We start from the raw sequence: 22,818 nt of genomic DNA on the forward strand, positions 1-22,818 counted from the left end.
TTCCTATTTAGGGATACACTCGGGCTGTTGCTATTGCTCCTGATTCTCAATAACAGATCCGAGGTTTCCCGTGCGCCGTCCCGCTGCCCGAGCCGTGCTGGCTGGCTTTGCCGGCTTAGGCCTCCTGCTGACCGCGTGCGCTCCGACGGCGGGAAGCGCCCGGGGGACCGCGGGCGACGGCGTCGTCGACGTCGTAGCCTCTACGAGTGTCTATGGCGACATCGTCTCCAGCATCGGCGGCGACAAGGTCCGGGTCAGCTCGATCATCAGCCGCACCAGCCAGGACCCGCACTCCTACGAGGCCACCACCCAGGACAAACTGGCTGTCTCCAAGGCCGAACTCGTGGTGGAGAACGGCGGGGGATACGACTCCTTCATCGACACGCTCGCAACGGACACCGGGCTGGACCGCGGCAATGTGATCAGCGCCGTGGACGTCTCCGGCCTTGCCTCCGAAAGCCCGGCAGCGGCGAGCCCCGAGGCCTCCGGCCACACCCATGCGGCCACCGGGCTGAACGAGCACGTCTGGTACAGCCTGCCGGCCATGTCCCGCCTTACGGACGCCATTGCGGACAAACTCGGCACGCTGGAACCCGCCTCGGCGGAGACGTTCCGGACCAACGCGGCCGCATTCAAGGACTCGCTCGGCGGTCTGGAAACCAAGCTCGCCGCGATGAAGTCCGCGAAGGATCACGTGCCCGTGGCCGTCACCGAACCGGTGCCGTTGTACCTGCTGGAAGATGCAGGACTTGAGAACAAGACCCCCGCCGAGTACACGGCGGCGATCGAGGAAGGCGCCGATGTCCCGCCGGCCGTCCTCAAGGCCGCCGTCGATCTCGTGGGATCGGGGAGCGTGCGGCTGCTGGCCTACAATACCCAGACTGAGGGGCCGCAGACGCTGGCGCTGAAGAAGGCCGCCGCGTCCGCCGGCGTCCCGGTCGTGAACTTCAGCGAAACCCTTCCCGAGGGCCAGACCTTCCTGCAATGGATGACCGCAAATGTGGAGAGCATCAGCAAGGCCCTAGGATGATCGCAACAACGGAAGCGTCTGTCTCCGTAGGGAAATCGAGGAAACCTCATTTGACACCGGTAGTGAGCCTCCGCGGCGCCTCCCTGTCGTTCGGCCAGCGGACACTGTGGGAGGACCTGGACCTGGACATCAACCCGGGTGAATTCTTTGCCGTACTCGGCCCCAACGGCAGCGGCAAGACCACATTCCTCAAGGTCCTGCTCGGGTTGCAGGAGCTGAGCACGGGCACGGCCGTGCTTGACGGCCGGCCCGTCGAACGGGGAAGCCGCCGGATCGGCTATGTCCCGCAGCAAAAATCTTTCGACCCCGACACGCCGCTGCGCGCCCGCGACCTCGTGGCCCTCGGCCTCGACGGCCACCGCTGGGGCATCCGCCTTGGCGGGGCAAAAGTGAACCGGAAGGTGGACGAACTCCTGGAGCTCGTCGGCGCCAGCGACTACGCCAAAGTGCCGGTCGGGCAGCTGTCCGGCGGTGAGCAGCAGCGCCTGCGCGTGGCCCAGGCCCTCGCCACCGATCCCAAGGTGCTCTTGTGCGACGAGCCGCTGCTGTCCCTGGATCTTCAGCACCAGCAGGCCGTCAGCGCCTTGATCAACAAGCAATGCCGCGATGCCGACAGCGCCGTGGTGTTCGTGACGCACGAGATCAACCCGATCATGGACTACGTGGACCGCGTCCTGTACCTGGCCGGCGGACGGTTCCGGGTAGGCACTCCTGCTGAGGTCATGACCACCGAGGTGCTCTCCGATCTCTATGGCAGCCCCGTGGAAGTCATTCAGGCCAACGGCCGGCTGATCGTGGTGGGGCTGCCCGATGCCACGACGCACCACCACCACGACGCGCATTCAGTCGCGGGAGAGGTGGGCTAGATGGATCTGGGCAACCTGCTGCATTCAATCTTCAACTTCGAAAACTACGGCGAGCTGCTCGTCCTGGTGCAGAACTCGATCTGGGCCGGCGCCGTCCTCGGGCTGCTGGGGGGCCTCATGGGCACCTTCGTGATGAAACGCGACCTCGCCTTCGCGGTCCACGGCATCTCTGAACTCTCCTTCGCCGGTGCGGCGTTCGCGCTGCTGATCGGCGCGGACATCATTCTCGGCTCGCTGGCAGGATCGGTGCTGGCGGCCGTGGTGCTGGGCCTCATGGGCGTCCGTGCGCGGGACAAGAACTCGATCATCGGCGTCATCATGCCGTTCGGGCTGGGCCTGGGCATCCTGTTCCTGTCCCTGTATGAGGGCAGGGCCGCCAACAAGTTCGGCCTGCTCACAGGGCAGATTGTGTCTGTCGGAACGGTCCAGCTGCAGGTCCTGGCGGCCGCCGCCGTCGTGGTGATGCTGGCGCTGGTCGCCATCTGGCGGCCCCTGACCTTTGCCAGCGTGGACCCCGACGTCGCCACCGCCCGCGGCGTGCCGGTGCGGGCCCTGTCCCTGGCCTTCATGGTGCTGCTGGGCATCAGCGTGGCGTTGTCGATCCAGATTGTGGGCGCCCTGCTGGTGCTGGCCCTGCTGATCACGCCGGCGGCGGCGGCCATGCGGGTCACGTCCTCGCCCCGGCTGGTGGTCACCTTGAGCATCGTCTTCGCCATGGCGGCGACCGTCGGCGGAATCCTGCTGGCCCTCGGCGGCCGGCTGCCCATCAGCCCCTACGTCACCACGCTGTCGTTCCTGATCTACGTGGCCTGCCGGGTGATCGGCGGTGCGCGGGCGAAGCGGGGACTTAATGGCCGGGTTGTCCGCACGCCGACCCCTACCTCGACGCCGGTGGCTTGAGCGCGTGCGCCTGCCGCGTCCGATTTTCCCCAGCTTTGCGCAGGATCGACCGCGTGGCGCCGCGACCCGCTGGTTGATTGCCGCGGATCCACGTCAAAGGCGGGGAAATTCGGCCGTCGTGCTGCAGGGAACTTCGACGGCGAGGCTACTTTGCGGTCTTCAGCGCCGTGCACTCGGGGCATAGCCCGAAGATTTCCACGGTGTGCTCCACAGCCGTGAATCCGTGCTCTTTCGCGATCCTCGCGGCCCAGGCTTCGACCGCGGGTGCTTCAACTTCCACGGCCTTGCCGCAGTTGCGGCACAGCAGGTGATGGTGGTGCCCGGTGACGGCGCAGCGCCGATACACGGCTTCACCGTCGGCGTTGCGCAGGACGTCCACCAGCCCGTCGTCGGCGAGGGACTGCAAGATGCGGTAGGACGTCGCGAGGGACACCGTGCTCCCGCGCTCCTGGAGAATGCGGTGCAGCTCCTGCGTGCTGACAAAGTCCGCCAGATCGTCCAGGGCGGCACTGACGGCGAGACGCTGTTTGGTGACGCGCTGCTCCTTGCCCTGCGCGGGTGCCGCTGACGAGACGGGTCTCGGCGCTGACGCCGGGGCCGGAATCCGGCTGTTGCCGGCGGTGGCGCCCTGGGACATCGTGGAACTCGCTTCGCTTTGGGGGTTTCGCGGGGGACCCGCTGAGGGGTGGTGGCAATGTCCAAGATTACCAGCGTCCAAGATTGCCGGCAGCGCTCCGTGGACACCGTGACGGGTGTTGCCTAGGCTGGCCGGATGAAGCTGACCAAATTCACCCACGCCTGTGTCCGACTCGAGAAGGACGGCCGGGTGCTGGTGCTCGACCCGGGTACGTTCTCTGAGACGGACCAGGCGCTGGCCGGGGCGGATGCCGTGCTGATCACGCACGAGCACGCGGACCATGTCGACGTCGACGCCGTCGCCGCGGCGCTGCAGGGCAACACCGCCCTTGAGCTGTTCGCCCCGGAGGCTGTGGCCGCCACGCTCCGCAGCAAGGCGCCCGACGCCGGGAGCCGCATCCACGCGGCGGCCGTCGGTGAGGACTTTGAGACGGCAGGCTTCACGGTCCGGACCTTCGGGGGTCAGCATGCCCTCATCCATCCGCAGATTCCCGTCGTGGCCAACGTGGGCTACCTCGTGGATGCCAACGTCTACCACCCGGGGGACTCCTTCGCGATTCCCGACGGCGTCGAGGTCCGGACGCTGCTGGTCCCCATTCACGCCCCGTGGAACAAGGTGGGCGAAGTGGTGGACTTTGTGATCGGCGTCCGCGCGCCGCTGGCGTTCCCGGTCCACGACGCGCTCCTGAACGACACCGGCCGAGGCCTGATAGAAGGGCATGTGACCCGGATCGGAGCGAAATACGGCACCGAGTACCGGCACCTCTCCAGCGGAGACTCGGTGGAGGTCTAGCCCGTTGGAGGTTTAGCCACCGCGGGCGCCGCGGCGGTTCAGGCCGGCCACACACCGCTCTCGAAGAAGCCGCGCAGCACGGCCTCGTGGGGTTCGGGGTCCAGATCATGGGCAGCCAGCCACTCCGCGTTGTAGTAGTTCCCGGCATAGCGGTCGCCGGCGTCGCACATGAGCGTGACGACACTGCCCCGGCGGCCCTCGGCGATCATCCCGGCGATGAGCTGCCACGCGCCCCAGAGATTGGTGCCGGTGGACGGCCCGGCATGTAGCCCTGCGTGCTCCCTGAGGTGGCGCATGGCAGCCACGGACGCGGCGTCGGGAACCTGGATCATGTGGTCGATCACGGCCGGCACAAAACTCGGCTCCATCCGCGGCCGGCCGATGCCCTCGATGCGGGACGGCAGGCCCGTCGGCGTCCCGGCAGCAGACGTGCCGCGGGCGGCGGGGTTCCCGCCGTCGGACTGGCTGTCCCGCCAGCCCGGATAGAACGCGGAATTTTCCGGATCGACGACGGCGAGTCTCGTCTCATGGCGCTGATAGCGCAGGTAGCGGCCGATCGTGGCGCTGGTGCCGCCGGTGCCTGCCCCGACCACCACCCAGCGGGGGACCGGATGCTCCTCCAGGGCCAGCTGGCCGAAGATCGACTCGGCGATGTTGTTGTTCCCGCGCCAGTCTGTGGCCCGTTCGGCGTATGTGAATTGGTCCATATAGTGCCCGCCGGTGCTGCTGGCGAGGCCGGCGGCGGCGTCGTAGACCTCGGAGGCATGGTCCACCAAATGGCACGAGCCGCCAAACTGCTCGATCAGGGCGATCTTCTCCCGGCTGGTGGTCCGGGTCATGACCGCGATGAAGGGCAGTCCGAGCAGCTGCGCAAAATAGGCCTCGGAGACGGCGGTGCTGCCGCTGGAGGCCTCGACGATCGTGGTGCCTTCCCGGATCCAGCCGTTGACGAGGCCGAACAGGAACAGCGACCGTGCCAGGCGGTGTTTGAGGCTGCCCGTGCGGTGGGTGGATTCGTCCTTCAGGTACAGCTGCACGCCCCAGTGCTCCGGGAGCGGGACGGAATACAGGTGGGTGTCGGCAGATCGGTTGTTCTCGGCGTTGATCCGGCGGACGGCTTCGTCGGCCCAGGCCCGGTCGTGTCGGTGCGCGGTGTTCACCGCTACAGCCTACCGAAGGCGGCGGGACGCCGAAGATAGAGTGGGGCGCATGGACACCCTCATCGATGCAGTTGCCCTCAAAGACCGGTTGGACAGCGCCCGAGAAACGGGCCGCCGCACAGTGCTCCTGGATGTTCGCTGGGCGTTGGGTGACCCTCACGGCCACGACCACTACCTGCGCGAACACATCCCCGGGGGCATCTTCGTGGATCTGGCCACCGAACTCGCCGGCCCCGCGGAACCGAGCCGCGGGCGGCATCCGTTGCCGACGCCGCAGCAGTTCCAGGAGTCCGCGCGCCGCTGGGGCATCAACGATGGCGACGCCGTCGTGGCGTACGACGACAGCGGCAACATGGCCGCCGCCCGGCTGTGGTGGATGCTGCGCAACGCCGGCTTCCGTTCCGTCCAGCTGCTCGACGGCGGCCTGGCCGCCTGGCGCGCTGCCGGGTTCGATCTGGTAGCCGGAGCCGAGCAGCCTGCATCGGGGACTGTCACGCTGTCCGGGGGAGCCATGCCCGCGATCGACGCCGGCCAGGCGGCTTCCTGGGGTCGGCGCGGGCTGCTTCTCGATGCCAGGGCGGGGGAGCGGTACCGCGGGGAAGTCGAACCCGTGGATCCCCGCGCCGGTCATATTCCGGGCGCCGTGAGTGCCCCCACCACCGGGAATCTGCAGCCCGACGGGCGATTCCTGCCCCCGGCCGAGCTGCGGGAACGCTTCGAACGGCTCGGCTACCGTGCAGGCGTCCCCACCGCCGTGTACTGCGGTTCCGGGGTGACGGCGGCCCACGAAATCGCCGCCCTTGAGATCGCCGGCTTTCCCGCTGCTTTGTACCCCGGTTCGTTCTCCGAGTGGTGCCACAGCGCCTCGAACGAGGTCATCACCGGAGCCGCCCCGTATGGCGAGGACGCGGCTTCAAACTAGAGCTCCTTCTTGCCGGTTCACGCACTGAGTGCACCTGTCCTCACTTTGGTCACCCCCGACAAGCCGCCGACCAGCCGTGCGGGCTTGAAGGTCTTGGCGCGATGCCGCAGACGGTGTCTTATTCGTGGCCGTTCTGCCGCTTCCGTCCTGAGTGGCGTGCCCGGTAGCGGCGGGGCCGTGGACTGGTAGGTGTGGCCGGTGGGGGTGGTGAGCTGGATGGTGTGTCTGGGGCCGGGGCGGGGCTGGGCGTTCCAGCCGGGGGTTTCTTTGGTGTGGTTGCAGGCTTCGCAGAGCCCGGCGCCGTTGGTGCCGGTGGTGTGTCCGCCGTGGTGCCAGGGGATGATGTGGTCCAGGTGCCGGATCGGGGCGTCGCAGTAGGGGGTGCGGCAGGTGTCGTCGCGGGTTTGGATGAAGCGGCGGAGCCCGGCGGGGAAGATCCGGGCCCGGGAGTCCATCCCGACGAGGTCCCCGGTGCCGGGGCGGGTGTAGAGGCGGCGGAGCCGGATGTCCGGGGCTGGGTTCTCGTCCGGTGTCAGGATTTTGCGGGCCCAGCCGGCGGGGACGGTGCCGTAGCCGGTGAGGCGGGCGGGTTCGGAGTCGGCCTGGAGGAGGGTGCGGTCGGTCATGATGAGTTGGAGTTCGATGCCGCCGATCCCGCCGGGGGTGCCGGTGGTGCGTTCGACGAGCGCGTCGGCCATGGCCTGGCCGCGGGTGCGGGGGTCGCCGGCGGAGCGGCAAGAGTCGGCGTGCCGGGTCAGGGCGTTGTAGACGGCCACGCCCTGGGCGACGGGGAGCAGGGCGGCGAGGCAGGTCATGGTGTCCGGGGCCGGGCGGAGGCTGACGTGCCGGTCGGTGGCGGCGTGCGCGGCGCGGTCGGTGACGGAGCGCGGGTCGCGCCGGTAGGCGGCGGTGCGGGCCGCGGCGATCAGGCCCCGGTCCCCGGCCCCGGCGAGGGCGCCGGTGTCGGCGGCCATTTCCTCATCGACCCCGGCCCGGTCGGCGGCGGTCAGGCAGGCGGTTTCGCGCACGAGCAAGGTGGCGCGCCATTCGTTGAGGTTCCCGGTTTCCAGGGCGGTGAGGGTGTGCGGCATTTCGGTCACGAGGGCTTTGGCCAGGCCCAGGAGGCGGCTGCCTTTGGCGGGGGATTCGCGCCGGGCCAGGGCGATCTGCGCGCCGACACCGGCGCCGAGCTTGTCGGCCGGGACCCCGGCGGCAGCCTGCTCGCGGCGCTGAAGCGCATCGAAGGCCACGCTCAGGCGGGCCTGTTGTGCGGCCGCGGCGGATTTCAGGTCCTCGAGATCCCGGATCTCGTCGATCAGTGCGGCGGCGGTGTCCGGGGCCGGGAGGAAGGCCAGGATCCGGGCCAGGTCAGCGACCGTCACGGCACTTGCCGGTGCTGTGTCTGCCGGCCCCGTCTCGGGCCGCTGTATGCCGTCCATGAATCCAGTCTCCCTCGAGGGTCTGACACTGAAGGGAGAGCCCGGGGGGAGGAACCAGCAACGCGCCACAACGGTGATCCTCGCATCAGCGACAGCGCCGCGAGATGGTGTTGGAACCACTTCGGGCCCCTGATTGCCGTCCATGAATCCAGTGTCCCGTCGACCACCGACAATTAGGGGAAAGCCGAGGCGGGTAGACAAGCCACGGGAGTCATGCGCGGCCTTCGCTCGTCCGCAGCAGCGAAACCCTGGGGGTGTCAGCTTGTTTGTGTAGGAGGGCTGTAGTCGCTGATTGATTGGAGAATCATTGTGGCTATGACTGAACCCCGTGAAGTTCTCCCGGAGGAGCCGGCCCGCAGTGTGGCCTGGCGCTCCAAAGTGGAATAGTCGCCGGGACCGGGGGTAGCGTCGACACATGACACCTGGACGTCCTGTACCCCCGCCCCTTGCCAAGCCGCTGCCGAACTCCGAGACCTCCGACACCACCGCGATCAACGCCGCACACGCCGGCGGTGCCACGCTGGTCGCCGCCTATGGCGCCACCGCGCCGGACAGCGGACTCGTTCCCTTGACGGTGTCCCGCCGGGAGCCGAAGGCGGACGACATTGAGATCGCCATCGAATTTTGCGGACTGTGCCACTCGGACGTGCACGCCACGCGCGGCGAATGGGGCGGCGACACGTATCCGCTGATCCCGGGCCACGAGATTGTCGGCCGGGTCACCCGGGTCGGTTCCGCCGTCGACGATTTCACGGTCGGTGAGCGCGTGGGCGTGGGCTGCATGGTCGATTCCTGCCGCGAATGCGACAGCTGCCTGGACGGCCTCGAGCAGTACTGCGAAAACGGCATAACGGGAACGTACGGATCCAAGGATCCCCGCAACGGAGGCGCGATCACCCAGGGCGGCTACTCGACGTCGATCGTCGTGGACCGCAACTACGTCCTGCGGGTTCCGGAGGGCATGGACCCGGCCGCCGCCGCTCCCTTGCTCTGCGCGGGCATCACCACCTATTCCCCACTGAACCACTTCGAGGTGGAGGAAGGTGACGTCGTGGGCGTTGTCGGGCTCGGCGGCCTCGGACACATGGCCGTCAAGATCGCCAAGGCCATGGGCGCCGAGGTGACGGTGTTCACGACGTCGGAGCAAAAGTTCGGGGCGGCCCGCGAACTGGGCGCCGACCACGTCATCCTTTCCACGGACCCGGCCGCGATGGAGGCCGCGGACCGCAGCATCGATGTCATCATCGACACCGTCGCTGCACCGCACGACCTCAACCCGTACTTCCGCACCCTGCGCGTGGACGGCGCGCTGTTCCAGCTGGGCCTGCCCTCGGAAGCGATGCCGCCCGTCAACCCCGGCGCACTGATCCGGCGCCGGATCGCGTACGCGGGATCGATGATCGGCGGCATCGCCGAGACCCAGGAGATGCTGGACTTCTGCGCCGAGCACGGTGTGGTGTCCGACGTCGAGGTGGTCGGGGCGGACCAGCTCAACGAAGCCTACGACCGTATGGTGGCTGGAGATGTGAAGTACCGTTTTGTCCTGGACGTCAGCACCCTGGGGTCCCCGGCGGAAAAGGCGGACGTATGAGCACTCTCTTCACGAAAATCATCAACGGCGAGATCCCGGGCCGCTTCGTCTGGCGCGAGGACGACGTCGTGGCGTTCCTGACCGTGGGCCCGCTGGCCGACGGCCATACCCTCGTGGTGCCGGTCAAGGAAGTGGACCGCTGGACGGACGCCTCACCCGAGGTCTTGGGCCGGGTCATGGAGGTCGCCCGTAAGATCGGCGCTGTGCAGGTGGACGTCTTCGATGCCGCCCGGGCCGGCCTGATCGTCGCGGGTTACGAAATCAACCACATGCACGTCCACGTGTGGCCCTCGAACTCCATGGCGGACTTTGATTTCGGCTCGGTGGACCAGCACCCGGATCCGGCAAAGCTGGACGCCAACGCGGAGAAGCTCCGCGAAGGCCTCCGCAAAGCCGGGCATTCGGAGCACGTACCGGACGCCTAGGTTCAGACACGCCGGGGGCACCCCGGCGCACCCGACGCGTCCCGGACTGGCACCGGCGCAGCACTCCCCAAGGGGTCTACGCCGGTGCCAGTACTTTGTTAAGCGCCGCCCGGATGCGCTTTTCGGACACCGAGTAGGCGGTCCCGAGCTCGACGGCGAAGAGGCTCACCCTGAATTCTTCGATCATCCAGCGCACGTGGGTTAACTCCGCGCCGGCCCGCCGTCCGGGCAGCAGCGCGGAGACGGCGTCGTCGTAGTCGTCCTCGAGGGCCTGGACCGCGGCCATGTGCTGGGCGTCCCGCTGGACATTGCCCGGCAGCTTCTCGAGGCGCTTCTCGATCGCCGCCAGGTAGCGGGGCAGCTGGCTGAGCTGGGCGTAGCCGGTGCGTGCCACGAAGCCCGGATAGACAAGCTGCTCAAGCTGGCTCTTGACGTCGTTCAGCGCGCTGATCAGGGCAAGGCTGGTGGTGCCTTTGAGCTGCTTTTCGATCCGGCGCGTGCTGGCCAGGATGCGTTCGACGACGGCGGTGACCGTGAAGACGGTGTCGATCAGCTCGGCCCGCACGGTCTCGTACAGTGCCTTGAACGAGGCCTCATCCCACGGCAGCTCGGCCGGGGTGAGCTTATCAATGGCGGCCAGGGCACAGTCCGCAATCAACGCGGTCACGGAGCCGTGCGGATTCTGGCTGAACGTCAGTTTCTCGGTGTTGTTCAGGTGTTCCAGGACGTAGCGGTCCGGCGGCGGCACCTTCAGGGCCAGGAGCCGGATGACGCCGGCCCGCATGGCCTCCTGCTGTTCGGATGCGGTTTGAAAAAGCCGCAGTGCCACGGATGTTCCTTCGTCCACCACGGCCGGGTAGCCAGTAACGGTGTGCCCGCCGACGTTGCCCTGGACCTGGCGCTGCACGGTTCCGAAAGTCCAGTCCTTGAGGCCGGACACTTCGCGGAACCCGCCCGGGGCGGCGGAGGCGGCGGCCGCCGGTGCGGCCGATCCCGGCACTGCAGCCCGTGAGGCGCCCGACGACGTGCCCATCCCCCTAGGTGCGGCCTTCCCCCTGGCCGCGGGCGCCGTCGTGGCCGGGGTGGCACCGAGGGATTCCGCGATCGCCCGGCGGGTGGCCGGTGCCAGCCGCTCCTGCAGCGCGGTGAGGTCCTTACCCTCATCCAGTACCTTGCCGCGGGAATCCACCACCCGGAAACTGACCCGCAAATGCGCCGGCACGGCGTCCCAGTTCCAGGATCCCGGCGGGATGACCTGGCCGCGGATCCGGCGCAGCACGAGTTCGAGCGACGGCTCGAGTTCGTCCTCCGCGGGATGGAAGTCGGCTTCCAGCGCCGCGACGGCCTGGCGTGCCACGTCCGGCGCGGGCACGAAGTTCTTGCGGATCTGCTTGGGCAGCGACTTGATGAGCGCGGTGACAAGCTCCACGCGCTGCCCGGGGATCAGCCAGCGGAAAGCGGCGTCGTCGAGCTGGTTCAGGAACAGCACCGGGACTTCGGCGGTGACGCCGTCGGAAGGATTCGGCGGCGAGCCGGGCGCCACGGGGTGGAACTCGTAGCTCAGCGGCAGCTCAAAACCTTTGTGCAGCAAGGTCTTGGGGTAGGCCGAATCGTCCAGGGCCGCGGCGTCCTCGCTGATCAGCAGGGACTGGTCGAAGTCGAGCAGCTCGGGATCCCGCTGCCGCGCGTCCTTCCACCACTTGTCGAAGTGCCGCTCGGAGACCACCTCCTTGCCGATCCGGGCGTCGTAGAACTCGAACAACGTCTCGTCATCCACCAGGATGTCCCGGCGCCGCATCCGGGCCTCGAGCTCCTCGACCTCGTGGAGCAGGGCGCGGTTGCGGTGGAAGAACTTGTGATGGGTCTGCCAGTCGCCTTCAACCAGCGCGTGCCGGATGAAAAGTTCGCGGCAGAGCTCGGGATCCACGTTGCCGTAGTTGACCCGCCGGCTCGGGATGATGGGCACGCCGTAAAGAGTGACCTTTTCGTGGGCCATCACCGCGCCCATCTTCTTCGACCAGTGCGGTTCGCTGTAGCTGCGCTTGACCAGGTCCGGCGCCACCTGCTCGGCCCACAGCGGATCGAACTTCGCCGCGACGCGGGCCCAGAGCCGGCTCGTCTCCACGAGCTCCGCGGCCATGACGAAGGTGGGGGACTTCTTGAACAGCGCCGAACCCGGGAAGATCGCGAATCGGCTGCCGCGGGCGCCGGCATACTCGCGCTTGCGCTCATCCAGAATTCCGATGTGGCTCAGCAGCCCGGAAAGCAGGCTGATGTGGATGCCGTCATGGTTGCCCACGGGATCGGCCAGTCGCTTGTTGTCCAGGCTGATGCCCAGCGGCCGGGCGAGCTGGCGCAGCTGGGCGAAGAGGTCCTGCCATTCGCGGACCCGCAGGTAGTTGATGAACTCGGTCCGGCAGAGCCGGCGGAACGCGGTGGAGGAGAGTTCCTGCTGCTTCTCCTGCAGGTAGTTCCAGAGGTTCAGGTAGCCGGTAAAGTCCGAGTTTTCGTCCCGGAAGCGGGCGTGCTTCTCCGCGGCGAGCTGCTGCTTATCGGTCGGACGCTCCCGCGGGTCCTGAATCGTCAGGGCGGCCGCCAGGATCATGACTTCGCGGACGCAGCCGCGCTTGCCGGATTCGACGATCATCCGGCCCAGACGGGGGTCCACCGGCAGTTGGGCCAGTTGCTGCCCGACGGCGGTCAGCCCGCCACCGTTCCTGCCGCCGCCGCGGCCGGCAGCCTGTCGGCGGCCCGGGCGTCCGCCGCCGTCGCCCGTTTGCTCCTCGCCCCTCGGCTCCCCGCTCCTTTGTTCCGGGGTCCGCACGGGGCTGAGGGCGCCGAGTTCGCGCAGGAGGCTGACGCCGTCGTTGATGGCGCGTGAATCCGGCGGTTCGACGAAGGGGAAGTTCTCCACGTCCTTCGGTCCGCGGGCCACACCCATGGCGGTCATCTGCAGGATGACGGCAGCGAGGTTGGTGCGCAGGATCTCCGGGTCCGTGAACAATGGCCGGGACTCGAAGTCCTCCTCGGAGTACAGCCGGATGGCGATGCCGTCCGAAACACGGCCGCAGCGGCCCGAGCGCTGGTTGGCCGAGGCCTGGGAGACGCGCTCGATCGGCAGGCGCTGGACCTTGGTGCGGTGCGAGTAGCGCGAGATGCGGGCTGTACCGGTGTCGATCACGTACTTGATGCCCGGGACGGTGAGCGAGGTTTCGGCGACGTTGGTGGCCAGCACGATCCGCCGTTTGCTGCCGGGGTGGAAGACCTTGTGCTGCTCCTGCAGGCTCAGCCGGGCGAAGAGGGGCAGGACCTCGGTGCCGGCCAGCCGCCGGTTGGACTGGATGCGGGCGTTTAGGGCCTCCGCCGCGTCCCGGATTTCGCGTTCCCCGGAGAAGAAAATGAGGATATCGCCGGGGGCTTCCAGGGCGAGCTCGTCGACGGCGTCGCACACCGCGTCGAGCGGGTCGCGGTCCTCTTCGAGTTCGTCGTCCGAGCCTGAGCCCTCGCCGGCTCCGTCTTCGGCGCCGGCACCGGCGCCGCCGGCGGGCTGGGAGAGGGGCCGGTAGCGGATCTCCACCGGGTAGGTCCGGCCGGAGACCTCGATGATGGGGGAGGGCTCCTCCTCGCTGCCGAAGTGCTTGGCGAGGCGTTCCGGATCGATGGTGGCCGAGGTGATGATGATCTTCAGGTCCGGGCGCTGCGGCAGGATCCGCTTGAGGTAGCCGAGGATGAAGTCGATGTTGAGGCTGCGCTCGTGGGCCTCGTCAATGATGATGGCGTTGTACTTGCGCAGCAGCTTGTCGCGCTGGATTTCTGCCAGCAGGATGCCGTCGGTCATGAGCTTGACCTTGGTGGAGCGGCTGACCTCGCCCGTGAACCGGACCTGGAAGCCGACCTCCTGGCCGATCTCGACGCCGAGTTCCTCCGCGATGCGTTCGGCAACAGTGCGGGCTGCGAGCCGGCGGGGCTGGGTGTGCCCGATCAGCCCGTTCTCGCCCAGGCCGAGTTCCAGGCACATCTTCGGGATCTGGGTGGTCTTACCCGAACCGGTCTCGCCGGCGATGATGGTCACCTGGTTGGCCGCGATGGCGGCCATCAGATCTTCGCGGCGCTCGGAAACCGGCAGCTCGGCGGGGTAGGAAATATGCAATGTCATGGCTGGAGACAGTCTACTGGGACGGACTGTCCGCCGTGCCCTGCGCATAGTGAGGGCCCGGCTGGAGGAGCCGGGCCCGGGGCGGGTGTGCGGACTCAGAAGATCCGCAGGGTGTAGTTGACGCTGGGGAGATCCCGGGCCATCCAGAACTCTTCCGAGCGGACGGGCGGGTTGTGGCCGAGGCCATCCTTGCGCAGGGCGGAGATGGTGGCGGTGATGACGGCGATGATCAGGATGATGACGGCGATTCCGAGGAGTTCCATACCTCCATGGTTCTCTGGTCAACACATGAAAAAAAGTGGCAGAAATGACCAAAAAGCTATAATTTCTGCCACACTGGAATCATGATCAAATCAGTGGCAATGATCGTCGTCCCCAACTTCTCCATCTTCGAGTTTGCGACCGCATTCGAGGTCTTCGGGATTGACCGCTCAGAGCGAGGAAGCGGCGTGCCCGCCTTCGATTTCCGGGTCTGTACCCCGGAGCCGGGTGACGTCCCGCTCAAGTCCGGACTGTCCATGCACGTCAGCTTCGGGCTGGAAGCCGCTGCCGACGCGGACCTGGTGGTGATGGCGCCTTACGGCCGGGACGAGGATGTCCCGGAGTCCGTCCTGGACGCGTTGCGCGCCGCCCATGCCCGCGGTGCCTGGGTGATGTCCATCTGTTCCGGGGCCTTTGCCCTGGCCCGGGCGGGGCTGCTCGACGGCCGCCGCTGCACCACGCACTGGCACTACTCCCAGGAACTCGCCAGCCGTTACCCTGCCGTCCTGGTGGATGAAAACGTCCTCTACGTCGAAGACGACCGGATCATTACCAGTGCCGGGACGGCCGCGGGGATCGATGCCTGCCTGCACCTGATCCGCACTGAATTTGGCGCCAAAGTGGCCGCCGGCATCGCCCGTGACATGGTGGTCCCGCCGCACCGCGACGGCGGCCAGGCCCAGTACATCGACCGGCCCATCCCGCAATGCGGTTCGGAGCCGATGGAACAGCTGCTGCAGTGGATGGTCCGGCACCTCGACGAGGAACACCCGGTCAACGAACTGGCCGCCAGGGTCCACATGTCGCCGCGGACGTTCGCGCGGCGGTTCCGCTCGGAAACGGGGGCGACCCCGGCGGCGTGGCTCAACTCGCAGCGGGTCCTGCGCGCCCAGGAGCTGCTGGAGACAACGGAACTCAACATTGACGAAATCGCGCGGGAAGCCGGCTTCGGGCATTCGGTCCTGCTGCGGCACCACTTCGCAAAGGCGCTGGACACCAGCCCGCAGTCCTACCGGCGCACGTTCCGGGGGCACCTGGCAACGGCATAAGCTGCACCCGCCAGGGACAACGGCGTAGGCAGCACAGGATGACGACGGCTACGTGAGGTCCGGCGGGCCGGCCTCCTCGGCGGCAGCCCGGGCACACTCGACAAGGTCCCGCCAAGGTCCCGTCAGCTCACGCTCCGGCAGGACCGCCCGGCGCTGATCGGCCCGGATGCTGTACATGAACCGGTCCGGCTGGCCGGTGGCCTCGCCGGGCCCGGCGACGTCGTCCCACGGGCATGCCTCAATGAGCGGCTGCCACCGGTCGGTGTCCTCAGGCGGCTCGGGCCGGACGGTCCATGTCCTTTTCATTCCGGCCACGCCGCCGCTTCGCTGGACGATTATCTTCATGAGTCTGCGATCCTCACGACCTGGTGGCTGGGTTGGGATGCTGCGGCGTTTAGATGGCGCTGCGCTACAGCTTCACCTTCACAGTTTCCCACGCGGACCGCACTGCGTCATGCTCCTTGGAATCCGCCCCGAAAAGCTCCTTGGCAGAGGCGGCAGTGGCCTTGGCGAAGGCGCCGAACGTGGCATTCGGCGCCAGTGTGCCGCCGGTCAGGGTGTCGTACCAGATCTGCGCGGGGGTGTCCCAGGCGTTGCCGCCGAGGGCCGTGGCAACCAGGCAGAAGGCACGGTTCGGGATGCCGGAGTTGATGTGCACCCCGCCGTTGTCCGCGCTCGTCCGTACATAGGAATCCATCGAGTCCGGCTGGGGATCCTTGCCGAGGACGTCGTCGTCGTACGCGGTACCGGGCGCCTTCATGGACCGCAGGGCGGCACCCTGAACCTGGTCTGTAAAGAGTCCTTCGCCGATCAGCCAGCTCGCTTCCGCGGTGGACTGCTGCTTGGCGTACTGTTCCACCAGGGCGCCGAAGACGTCGGACAGGGATTCGTTGAGCGCGCCGGCCTGGTTGCGGTAGTTCAGGCCGCCTGAAAACTGCGTCACGCCATGGGCGAGTTCATGGCCGATCACGCTGAGCGACTTCGTGAACCGTTCGAAGACAACGCCGTCGCCGTCGCCGAACACCATCTGCCGGCCGTCCCAGAACGCGTTGTCGTAGCGTTCGCCGTAATGGACTGTGGCCTCGAGGGGAAGGCCCTTCCCGTCAATGGAGTCGCGGCCAAAAGCGTCCGCGTAGAGACGGTGGGTGTGGCCCAGTCCGTCGTAAGCTTCGTCCGCGGCCGGATCCCCGCTGGGCGGCTTGCCTTCGTTGCGGACCAGGCTGCCGGGCAACTGCTCCAGGGACCGGGCGTCATAGATGGTGCGTTCCGGTGCCCCGGGCTTGAGCCCCCGTGCGGCGGGGACCGCCGGCAGGGTCAGCTCAGCGCGGGCCGACTGGAAACTCTTGACGTGCAGCAGCGCCTTCTGTGCAGCCTCTGCAGCGCCGGAGAACCCGGGTTCCTGCTGGGCGGCCAAGCGGCGGAGCAAGTAGGGCGGAACGATGGAACAGTAACCACCGGAACGGTGAGAGGCGGAACGGTAAGAGACGGAACGGAACATGTGAGACCCCCTTCATGCTTCGGGGCGTGCCCGGTAGCCCGCCACCGATGAACACAGCCTACGAGCCGGCACCGACAATCGGCAGGGGGAGAGCCGCTGGTTTTGCGCGTTCTTTCCGCCGGATTCCGTGCAAAAGACCCGGCACAAAAAACCCCGCCGTTTCAATGAAACGACGGGGTTTGTCTGTACTGTCTGACTGCTGTACTGCCTATCTTCTGTGCCCTCGATAGGATTCGAACCTACGACCTTCTGCTCCGGAGGCAGACGCTCTATCCCCTGAGCTACGAGGGCAGTCAGGGATCCTGCCGTTTCCGGCGGGACGTCCTAGAGCTTAGCAGGAAGGTGGCCTCCAACGGAAAATCGGCGCCCATCTGTCGCATGGGGCGGGTGCAGAGCGCGTGCCGAGCCCTTGCTGAGTAGGCAATGAACGCGGTCACGCGCGGGGCGGGAGGACGGACTAGCTGCACGCCCGCCCGTCATGCCGGGCGCCAGATTCCGCCACACCTCGGGCCCACCGGTAGGCTAGAACTGTGACCCCAGAAGAACTCTCCCTCGCCATATCCGCCTGCCTGAAGGACGCCGTCGCGGCAGGCGAGATTGCCCTTTCCGCAGCCGACATCCCGGACGAGGTGCGCGTCGAGCGCCCGAAGAACAGGGACCACGGGGACTGGGCCACCAACGTCGCGCTCCAGCTGGCCAAGACGGCAGGCACCAACCCGCGGGAGTTCGCGTCCGTCCTGAGCGCCCGGCTGAAAACGATCGACGGCGTTTCCGCCGTGGACATCGCCGGCCCAGGCTTCCTGAACATCACCGTGGACGCCGCGGCCGCCGGCGCCCTCGCCAAGGCGATCGTCGAGGCCGGAGCGGACTACGGCACCAACAGCGCGCTCGCCGGGCACGTGGTTAACATGGAGTTCGTCTCGGCCAACCCGACCGGTCCGCTGCACATCGGCCACACCCGCTGGGCGGCCCTCGGCGACGCGATCGCCCGCGTCCTCCGCGCCTCCGGCGCCGATGTCACGGCCGAGTACTACATCAACGACGCCGGCTCCCAGATGAACGTGTTCGCCAACTCGGTGTTCGCGAGGCTGCACGGCCGGGACGTGCCCGAAGGCGGTTACCCTGGCCAGTACATCGCCGACCTCGGCCATGAGGTGCTCAGCGAGCACCCCGGCATCCGTGAACTCACCGAAGTCGCAGCCCTGCCGGTGATCCGTGGCGCCGCGTACAAGGCGCAGATGCACGACATCAAGCAGACACTGGCCGGGTTCGGCGTCGACTTTGATGTCTTCTTCTCCGAACAGGAACTCCACGACGCCGGCGCGATCGAAGACGCCGTCGCCCGCCTGCGCGAACAGGGCCACGTTTTCGACGACGGCGGCGCGGTGTGGCTGCGCACCACCGACTTCGGCGATGACAAGGACCGCGTGATGATCCGCGCGAACGGCGAGCCGACGTACTTCGCCGCCGACGCCGCCTACTACCTGTCCAAGAAGGACCGCGGCTACACGGAGAAGATCTACCTCCTCGGCGCCGACCACCACGGCTACATCAACCGGCTCAAGGCCATCGCGGCCGCCGCCGGCGACGACCCCGAGGTCAACATCGAGGTCCTGATCGGCCAGCTGGTCTCCGTCAACGGCGCCAAGCTGTCCAAGCGCGCCGGCAACATCATTGAGCTCAAGGACCTCATCGACTGGCTCGGCAAGGACGCGGTCCGCTACTCGCTCGCCCGGTTCCCGGCCGATTCGCCGCTGACCCTGGACCCCGAGCTGCTCAAGAAGCACAGCAACGAAAACCCGGTGTTCTACGTCCAGTACGCCCACGCCCGCTCCCGCGGCGCCGCCCGCAATGCCGTGGCCGCCGGCGTGGAGCGCCGTGTCGACGGCAAAGACTGCTTCGACGCCGCCCTGCTGGACCACGCCACCGAAAACGAGCTGCTCTCGCACCTGGGCAGCTACCCGTCGGTGGTGGCCAAGGCCGCCGAACTGCGCGAACCGCACCGCGTGGCCCGGCACCTGGAAGTCATCGCCGGCGCCTACCACCGCTGGTATGACGCCTGCCGGGTGGCGCCCCAGGGCGAGGAACCCATCACCGACACCAACCGGACCCGGCTGTGGCTCAACGACGCCACGAGCCAGGTGCTGGCCAACGGACTGGAACTGCTGGGCGTCTCGGCGCCGGAACGGATGTAATCGTCATGACCGCAAATACAGGACAGTCCCCGCTCGCACCCGGCTGGCTTGAGGTCCCCGCCGACCTCAACGCCCTCCACGAACCGCTGTGGGCCGGCGGCGTCGCCCGGAACGACGCCGGCGAGCTCACCATCGAGGGGCTGACGGTCAGCGAACTGCAACGCGAGTACGGGACGCCGCTGTTCGTGCTGAGCGAGACCGACTTCCGGGCCCGCGCCCGGTCGTTCAGCGACGCGTTCAACGACGCCTTCGCGGACATCTGTGGGGGAGTGGACGTCTACTACGCCGGCAAGTCCTTCCTGTGCACCTCCGTGGTCCGCTGGGTCGAGGAAGAAGGGCTGCGCCTGGACACGGCATCCGGCGGCGAACTCGCCGTCGCCGCCCGCGCCGGCATCCCGGGCGCCGACGTCGCCCTGCACGGCAATAACAAGTCCGACGGCGAAATCCACCGGGCCCTGGACATGCAACTGGGCCGGATCGTGGTGGACAGCCTCGACGAGCTCGAACGCGTCGCGGCGATCGCGGCCAACCGGGGCGACACCGCGAAGGTCATGCTCCGGTTGACCCCCGGAGTGCACGCCCACACGCACGAATTCATCGCCACCGCCCACGAGGACCAGAAATTCGGTCTCTCCATGGCGCCGGACTCCACCGACCAGGCCGGGCTGTCCGCCGCTGAGGAAGCCGTGGCCGCGGCCATTGGGCACGAGAGCATCGAGCTGCTGGGCCTGCACTGCCATATCGGCTCCCAGATCTTCGAACCCGACGGCTTCGCCCTCGCCGCCGAAAAGCTCCTGGACTTCCTGGCCGCAATGCAGGTCAAGTACTCCATCGTGCTGCCCGAGCTGGACCTCGGAGGCGGCTACGGCATCGCTTACACCCCCGTTGACACGCCCCGCCCGGCCGCTGAGATCGCGCAGGCGATGGCCGCCGTCGTCCGTTCCAAGTGCGCCGCGCTGGGTATTTCCGCCCCCCGGATCTCGATCGAACCGGGCCGCGCAATCGTCGGCAGCACGACGTTCACGCTGTACGAGGTCGGCACGCTCAAGACCGTCCGTGTGGACGCCCCGGGTTCCGAAGCCGGGGGAGTCGGCAACGACGTTACGTACCCCCGCCGGTATGTGTCGGTGGACGGCGGGATGAGCGACAACCCTCGCCCGGTGCTGTATGACGCGGATTATTCGGCAATTCTCGCCTCGCGGAGCTCCGATGCGGCCCCGCAGCTGTCCCGAGTAGTGGGCAAACATTGCGAGAGCGGCGACATAGTTGTTAGAGATGTATATCTGCCCGAGGACGTGGCAGCCGGTGATCTGCTTGCTGTACCGGGGACCGGCGCCTACTGCTGGGCCCTGTCAAGCAACTACAACTATCTGGCCCGGCCGGGCGTTGTCGCTGTCAGCGACGGATCTGCCCGGCTGATTGTCCGCGGGGAAACCGAAGAAGATCTGCTCAACCGCGACATGGGAGTCTGAATGACCGAATTGCGAACCCTGAAAGTGGCCCTGCTGGGCTGTGGCAACGTCGGGGCTCAGGTTGCGCGGATTCTCATTGACGACGCCGACGCCCTCGCGGCGCGCACAGGCGCCCGCCTCGAACTGGGCGGCATCGCTGTGCGCAACCTCGACGCCGAACGCGACGTCGATCTGCCCCAGGAGCTGTTCACCACCGACGCCGAAACCCTCGTCAAGGACGCCGACCTCGTGATCGAGCTCATGGGCGGGATTGAGCCGGCCCGGACCCTGATCCTGACGGCCATGCGGCACGGGGCCTGCGTGGTCACCGGCAACAAGGCGCTCCTGGCCCAGGACGGTCCCACGCTCTACGAGGAAGCGGACAAGGCCGGCGTGCAGCTCTCCTACGAGGCCGCCGTCGCCGGTGCCATTCCCATCCTGCGGCCCATCCGGGACAGCCTGTCCGGCGACCGGATCACCCGGGTGCTCGGGATCGTCAACGGCACCACTAACTTCATCCTCGACCAGATGGACTCCACCGGCGCGCAGTTCGCCGACGCCCTGGCCGAAGCCCAGCGACTGGGCTACGCGGAAGCCGACCCCACCGCCGACGTCGAGGGCTACGACGCCGCCGCCAAGGCAGCGATCCTTGCCTCGCTGTCCTTCCACACCCGGTTCGCCCTGGAAGACGTCTCGTGCGAGGGCATCACGGCCGTCAGCGCGGCGGACATCGCCGCCGCGAAGGAGGCCGGCTTTGTCATCAAGCTGCTCGCGATTGCGGAGAAGCTGACGGACGAGGACGGCAGGACCGGCGTCTCCGTCCGCGTGCACCCGACGCTGTTGCCCCGCGAACACCCCCTGGCCGCTGTCCGCGGTGCGTTCAACGCCGTCTTCATCGAAGCCGAGAACGCCGGCGAACTCATGTTCTACGGACAGGGCGCCGGCGGAACCCCGACGGCGTCCGCCGTGCTGGGCGACCTCGTCTCCGCGGCCCGCCGCATTGTCCTGGGCGGCCCGGGCCGGACCGAAACCACCACCGGGCACGTGCCTGCACTGCCCATCGATGCAGCCATCACGAGCTACTACATCGGACTCGACGTCGCGGACCAGCCCGGCGTCCTGGCCCGGATCGCCCAGCTCTTCGCGGAGCACGGCGTGTCCATCGAAATCATGCGGCAGACCATCCACCGCGACGCCGACTCCAACGTGGAGTCTGCCGAGCTGCGGATCGTGACACACCGTGCACGCGAAGCCGCACTTGCAGCAACCGTCGAGGCCGTCAAGCGCCTGGACGTCATCAATTCCGTCACATCCGTACTGCGGGTAGAAGGGGTCTAAGTGGCTCACCAATGGCGCGGTGTCATCCGCGAATACGCTGATCGTCTTCCTGTCACGGAAGCCACTAAGGTCATCACCCTGGGCGAGGGCGGCACCCCGCTCGTGCACGCCCGCCACCTCTCCGAGCTGACCGGCAGCACCGTCTACCTCAAGGTCGAGGGCATGAACCCGACCGGTTCCTTCAAGGACCGCGGCATGACCATGGCCATGACGGCAGCCGTGGCGGCCGGCGCCAAGGCCGTGGTCTGCGCCTCCACCGGCAACACCTCAGCTTCCGCCGCGGCCTACGCGACGGCGGCCGGGCTGCAGTGCGCGGTCCTGGTCCCAGAGGGCAAGATCTCGATGGGCAAGCTCAGCCAGGCGATCGCGCACGGGGCCACGCTGCTGCAGGTGGACGGCAACTTCGACAACTGCCTCGACATCGCCCGCAAGCTCGGCGAGTCCTACCCGGTGTTCCTGGTCAACTCCGTCAACCCGGCCCGGATCGAGGGCCAGAAGACCGGCGCCTTTGAAGTTGTCGATTCCCTCGGCGACGCCCCGGACTACCACGTGCTTCCGGTGGGCAACGCCGGCAACATCAGCGCGTACTGGAAGGGCTACAAGGAGTACGCCGCGGCGTACGAGTCGCCTACCGCCGGCTCGCTTCCCGCCGTCGCCACGAAGACCCCGGTCATGTGGGGCTTCCAGGCTGCCGGGGCTGCCCCGTTCGTGGCCGGCCACCCCATCACCGAACCCGACACCATTGCCACCGCCATCCGTATTGGCAACCCGGCCTCCTGGGACACCGCCGTGGCGGCCCGGGATGAATCCGGCGGCGTGATCGAGGCCGTCACGGACGAGGAAATCCTCTCCGCGCACCGCTGGCTCTCCGCCCGGGAAGGCGTCTTCGTGGAGCCCGGTTCGGCTGCCGGTGTCGCCGGCCTGATCAAGAAGCACGCGGCCGGGGAGGTTCCGGCCGGCAAGACGATCGTGATCACGGTGACCGGTCACGGGCTCAAAGACCCGCAGTGGGCCTTGCGCACCGAGGACGGCAGCGATGTGCAGCCGGTCAAGGTCTCCAACGACGTCGTCACCGTCGCCGCAGCTCTGGGACTGGAAGAAAAATAGC

Annotated in this window: 19 protein-coding genes and 1 tRNA gene; 12 read left to right on the forward strand and 8 right to left on the reverse strand. The window is 67.7% G+C overall.

Going from position 1 to position 22,818, the window contains the following annotated elements; genetic code table 11:
- The first annotated feature begins 70 nt into the window (after nt 1-70).
- From ACVWYS_RS05375 to ACVWYS_RS05385, 3 genes are read left to right on the forward strand one after another with little or no spacing between them, the layout of a single operon-like run.
- Entirely contained in the window at nt 71-1,030 is a 960-nt protein-coding gene (locus tag ACVWYS_RS05375) for a metal ABC transporter solute-binding protein, Zn/Mn family (RefSeq protein ID WP_456509428.1), read from the forward strand.
- Nucleotides 1,031-1,080: 50 nt separating this feature from the next.
- Nucleotides 1,081-1,896 carry a metal ABC transporter ATP-binding protein gene (locus ACVWYS_RS05380; protein ID WP_344367340.1) on the forward strand — a complete coding sequence of 272 codons (816 nt, stop codon included), beginning with the start codon at nt 1,081-1,083 and terminating at the stop codon, nt 1,894-1,896.
- A complete protein-coding gene (locus ACVWYS_RS05385) occupies nt 1,897-2,796 on the forward strand; it encodes a metal ABC transporter permease (RefSeq protein WP_456509429.1) in 900 nt (299 codons plus the stop codon).
- Between the two features lie 145 nt (nt 2,797-2,941).
- Here the strand turns inward: ACVWYS_RS05385 and ACVWYS_RS05390 are convergent, their stop codons facing one another.
- Complete coding sequence (locus ACVWYS_RS05390; RefSeq protein WP_237563406.1) at nt 2,942-3,433, reverse strand: Fur family transcriptional regulator; 492 nt, start codon at nt 3,431-3,433, stop codon at nt 2,942-2,944.
- A gap of 135 nt (nt 3,434-3,568) precedes the next feature.
- Here ACVWYS_RS05390 and ACVWYS_RS05395 point away from each other — a divergent pair, with 135 nt between their 5' ends.
- Complete coding sequence (locus ACVWYS_RS05395) at nt 3,569-4,225, forward strand: MBL fold metallo-hydrolase (RefSeq protein WP_344367342.1); 657 nt, start codon at nt 3,569-3,571, stop codon at nt 4,223-4,225.
- A gap of 38 nt (nt 4,226-4,263) precedes the next feature.
- On the opposite strand, the gene ACVWYS_RS05400 is transcribed toward ACVWYS_RS05395, so the two are convergent.
- Nucleotides 4,264-5,385: a PLP-dependent cysteine synthase family protein gene (locus ACVWYS_RS05400; protein ID WP_456509430.1), complete on the reverse strand. Its 1,122-nt coding sequence runs from the start codon at nt 5,383-5,385 to the stop codon at nt 4,264-4,266.
- A gap of 49 nt (nt 5,386-5,434) precedes the next feature.
- Here ACVWYS_RS05400 and ACVWYS_RS05405 point away from each other — a divergent pair, with 49 nt between their 5' ends.
- Complete coding sequence (locus ACVWYS_RS05405) at nt 5,435-6,307, forward strand: sulfurtransferase (protein ID WP_344367344.1); 873 nt, start codon at nt 5,435-5,437, stop codon at nt 6,305-6,307.
- Between the two features lie 17 nt (nt 6,308-6,324).
- Here ACVWYS_RS05405 and ACVWYS_RS05410 read toward each other — a convergent pair whose 3' ends face one another.
- The gene (locus ACVWYS_RS05410) at nt 6,325-7,746 is read right to left on the reverse strand and encodes a DUF222 domain-containing protein (RefSeq protein WP_456509431.1); all 1,422 of its coding nucleotides are present in this window, start codon (nt 7,744-7,746) and stop codon (nt 6,325-6,327) included.
- A 415-nt stretch (nt 7,747-8,161) separates the two neighbouring features.
- On the opposite strand from ACVWYS_RS05410, the gene ACVWYS_RS05415 reads away from it, so the two are divergent.
- Nucleotides 8,162-9,337: an NAD(P)-dependent alcohol dehydrogenase gene (locus ACVWYS_RS05415; RefSeq protein WP_456509432.1), complete on the forward strand. Its 1,176-nt coding sequence runs from the start codon at nt 8,162-8,164 to the stop codon at nt 9,335-9,337.
- Nucleotides 9,334-9,762, forward strand: a complete 429-nt coding sequence (locus ACVWYS_RS05420; RefSeq protein WP_456509433.1) for an HIT family protein — start codon at nt 9,334-9,336, stop codon at nt 9,760-9,762. The genes ACVWYS_RS05415 and ACVWYS_RS05420 overlap by 4 nt, the downstream gene beginning before the upstream one ends.
- A gap of 76 nt (nt 9,763-9,838) precedes the next feature.
- On the opposite strand, the gene hrpA is transcribed toward ACVWYS_RS05420, so the two are convergent.
- Both hrpA and ACVWYS_RS05430 read right to left on the reverse strand, forming a co-directional pair.
- The gene (gene hrpA / locus ACVWYS_RS05425) at nt 9,839-13,918 is read right to left on the reverse strand and encodes an ATP-dependent RNA helicase HrpA (protein ID WP_456509434.1); all 4,080 of its coding nucleotides are present in this window, start codon (nt 13,916-13,918) and stop codon (nt 9,839-9,841) included.
- 95 nt (nt 13,919-14,013) lie between these two features.
- Nucleotides 14,014-14,181 (reverse strand): hypothetical protein, encoded by a 168-nt coding sequence (locus ACVWYS_RS05430; protein ID WP_175460671.1) that lies wholly within the window; start codon nt 14,179-14,181, stop codon nt 14,014-14,016.
- An 81-nt stretch (nt 14,182-14,262) separates the two neighbouring features.
- Between ACVWYS_RS05430 and ACVWYS_RS05435 the strand changes: the two genes are divergently transcribed.
- Nucleotides 14,263-15,228 carry a GlxA family transcriptional regulator gene (locus ACVWYS_RS05435; protein ID WP_456509435.1) on the forward strand — a complete coding sequence of 322 codons (966 nt, stop codon included), beginning with the start codon at nt 14,263-14,265 and terminating at the stop codon, nt 15,226-15,228.
- Between the two features lie 48 nt (nt 15,229-15,276).
- Here the strand turns inward: ACVWYS_RS05435 and ACVWYS_RS05440 are convergent, their stop codons facing one another.
- The 3 genes from ACVWYS_RS05440 to ACVWYS_RS05450 form a co-directional block, all read right to left on the reverse strand.
- Nucleotides 15,277-15,573 carry a protealysin inhibitor emfourin gene (locus ACVWYS_RS05440; RefSeq protein ID WP_456508623.1) on the reverse strand — a complete coding sequence of 99 codons (297 nt, stop codon included), beginning with the start codon at nt 15,571-15,573 and terminating at the stop codon, nt 15,277-15,279.
- A 64-nt stretch (nt 15,574-15,637) separates the two neighbouring features.
- Nucleotides 15,638-16,726: a M4 family metallopeptidase gene (locus tag ACVWYS_RS05445; protein WP_456509436.1), complete on the reverse strand. Its 1,089-nt coding sequence runs from the start codon at nt 16,724-16,726 to the stop codon at nt 15,638-15,640.
- Nucleotides 16,727-16,944: 218 nt separating this feature from the next.
- Nucleotides 16,945-17,017, reverse strand: a tRNA-Arg gene (locus tag ACVWYS_RS05450).
- Nucleotides 17,018-17,256: 239 nt separating this feature from the next.
- Between ACVWYS_RS05450 and argS the strand changes: the two genes are divergently transcribed.
- From argS to thrC, 4 genes are read left to right on the forward strand one after another with little or no spacing between them, the layout of a single operon-like run.
- Nucleotides 17,257-18,921, forward strand: coding sequence for an arginine--tRNA ligase (gene argS, locus ACVWYS_RS05455; protein ID WP_456509437.1), 1,665 nt, complete (start codon nt 17,257-17,259; stop codon nt 18,919-18,921).
- A gap of 5 nt (nt 18,922-18,926) precedes the next feature.
- Nucleotides 18,927-20,393, forward strand: coding sequence for a diaminopimelate decarboxylase (lysA, locus tag ACVWYS_RS05460; protein ID WP_456509438.1), 1,467 nt, complete (start codon nt 18,927-18,929; stop codon nt 20,391-20,393).
- Complete coding sequence (locus ACVWYS_RS05465) at nt 20,394-21,710, forward strand: homoserine dehydrogenase (protein ID WP_344368190.1); 1,317 nt, start codon at nt 20,394-20,396, stop codon at nt 21,708-21,710.
- On the forward strand, nt 21,711-22,817 hold the full coding sequence (thrC, locus tag ACVWYS_RS05470) for a threonine synthase (RefSeq protein WP_091256688.1): 1,107 nt from the start codon (nt 21,711-21,713) through the stop codon (nt 22,815-22,817). It abuts the gene before it with no gap.
- The last annotated feature ends 1 nt before the right edge of the window (nt 22,818 follow it).

This window comes from Arthrobacter sp. TE12231, assembly GCF_054062895.1.

Excerpts from the sequence above, each read along its gene's own strand:
- ACVWYS_RS05385 (WP_456509429.1), top strand. The coding sequence starts at position 1,897 with ATGGATCTGGGCAACCTGCTGCATTCAATCTTCAACTTCGAAAACTAC.
- ACVWYS_RS05390 (WP_237563406.1), bottom strand. The coding sequence starts at position 3,433 with ATGTCCCAGGGCGCCACCGCCGGCAACAGCCGGATTCCGGCCCCGGCG.
- ACVWYS_RS05395 (WP_344367342.1), top strand. The coding sequence starts at position 3,569 with ATGAAGCTGACCAAATTCACCCACGCCTGTGTCCGACTCGAGAAGGAC.
- ACVWYS_RS05405 (WP_344367344.1), top strand. The coding sequence starts at position 5,435 with ATGGACACCCTCATCGATGCAGTTGCCCTCAAAGACCGGTTGGACAGC.
- ACVWYS_RS05410 (WP_456509431.1), bottom strand. The coding sequence starts at position 7,746 with ATGGACGGCATACAGCGGCCCGAGACGGGGCCGGCAGACACAGCACCG.
- ACVWYS_RS05415 (WP_456509432.1), top strand. The coding sequence starts at position 8,162 with ATGACACCTGGACGTCCTGTACCCCCGCCCCTTGCCAAGCCGCTGCCG.
- ACVWYS_RS05420 (WP_456509433.1), top strand. The coding sequence starts at position 9,334 with ATGAGCACTCTCTTCACGAAAATCATCAACGGCGAGATCCCGGGCCGC.
- hrpA (WP_456509434.1), bottom strand. The coding sequence starts at position 13,918 with ATGACATTGCATATTTCCTACCCCGCCGAGCTGCCGGTTTCCGAGCGC.
- ACVWYS_RS05430 (WP_175460671.1), bottom strand. The coding sequence starts at position 14,181 with ATGGAACTCCTCGGAATCGCCGTCATCATCCTGATCATCGCCGTCATC.
- ACVWYS_RS05435 (WP_456509435.1), top strand. The coding sequence starts at position 14,263 with ATGATCAAATCAGTGGCAATGATCGTCGTCCCCAACTTCTCCATCTTC.
- ACVWYS_RS05440 (WP_456508623.1), bottom strand. The coding sequence starts at position 15,573 with ATGAAGATAATCGTCCAGCGAAGCGGCGGCGTGGCCGGAATGAAAAGG.
- ACVWYS_RS05445 (WP_456509436.1), bottom strand. The coding sequence starts at position 16,726 with ATGTTCCGTTCCGTCTCTTACCGTTCCGCCTCTCACCGTTCCGGTGGT.
- lysA (WP_456509438.1), top strand. The coding sequence starts at position 18,927 with ATGACCGCAAATACAGGACAGTCCCCGCTCGCACCCGGCTGGCTTGAG.
- ACVWYS_RS05465 (WP_344368190.1), top strand. The coding sequence starts at position 20,394 with ATGACCGAATTGCGAACCCTGAAAGTGGCCCTGCTGGGCTGTGGCAAC.